Origin of the sequence: Pseudomonas tremae, assembly GCF_001401155.1 — a bacterium.
GTDB classification, from domain to species: Bacteria; Pseudomonadota; Gammaproteobacteria; order Pseudomonadales; family Pseudomonadaceae; genus Aquipseudomonas; species Aquipseudomonas tremae.
In genome coordinates, this window is sequence record NZ_LJRO01000246.1 from 1 (window position 1) to 464 (window position 464).

Annotated in this window: 1 protein-coding gene; it reads left to right on the forward strand. The window is 54.5% G+C overall.

Annotated features, from left to right (window positions below; all coding sequences use genetic code 11):
• The first annotated feature begins 10 nt into the window (after window positions 1-10).
• Entirely contained in the window at window positions 11-376 is a 366-nt protein-coding gene (locus tag ALO43_RS15690) for a histone-like nucleoid-structuring protein, MvaT/MvaU family (RefSeq protein WP_002555840.1), read from the forward strand.
• Window positions 377-464 lie beyond the last annotated feature (88 nt).

A 464-nucleotide genomic window follows, 5' to 3' on the forward strand; every position in this document is an offset into this window, starting at 1 on the left:
GGAAAACACCATGTCCAAACTCGCAGAATACCGTCAGCTGGAAAAACACCTCGCCGAGCAACTTCAGGCACTGGAGACCATGAAAGGCAACGAGGGCCTGAAGAAAGAGATCGAGTTCGAAACCAAGCTGCGCAAGCTGCTTGAGCACTATGGCTTCAGCCTCAAGCACATTGTCAATCTGCTGGACCCACAGAACTCGTCGCGTCGCCAGGTCGCGGATAAACCTGCGGGCACGCGCAAGCCGCGTGAACTCAAGGTGTACAAGAATCCAAAGACCGGTGAAGTGATCGAAACCAAAGGTGGGAATCACAGAGCCTTGAAAGAGTGGAAAGCAGAGCACGGTGCTGATGTCGTCGAGAGCTGGCTGAAGAAATAAGCCTTGCGCCATGCAACGGTTGATTGACCGGGGTTAATCTGGAGCATCGGCTAATCACCGTTCGCGCGGTCGAACTGCCGATGTCGGG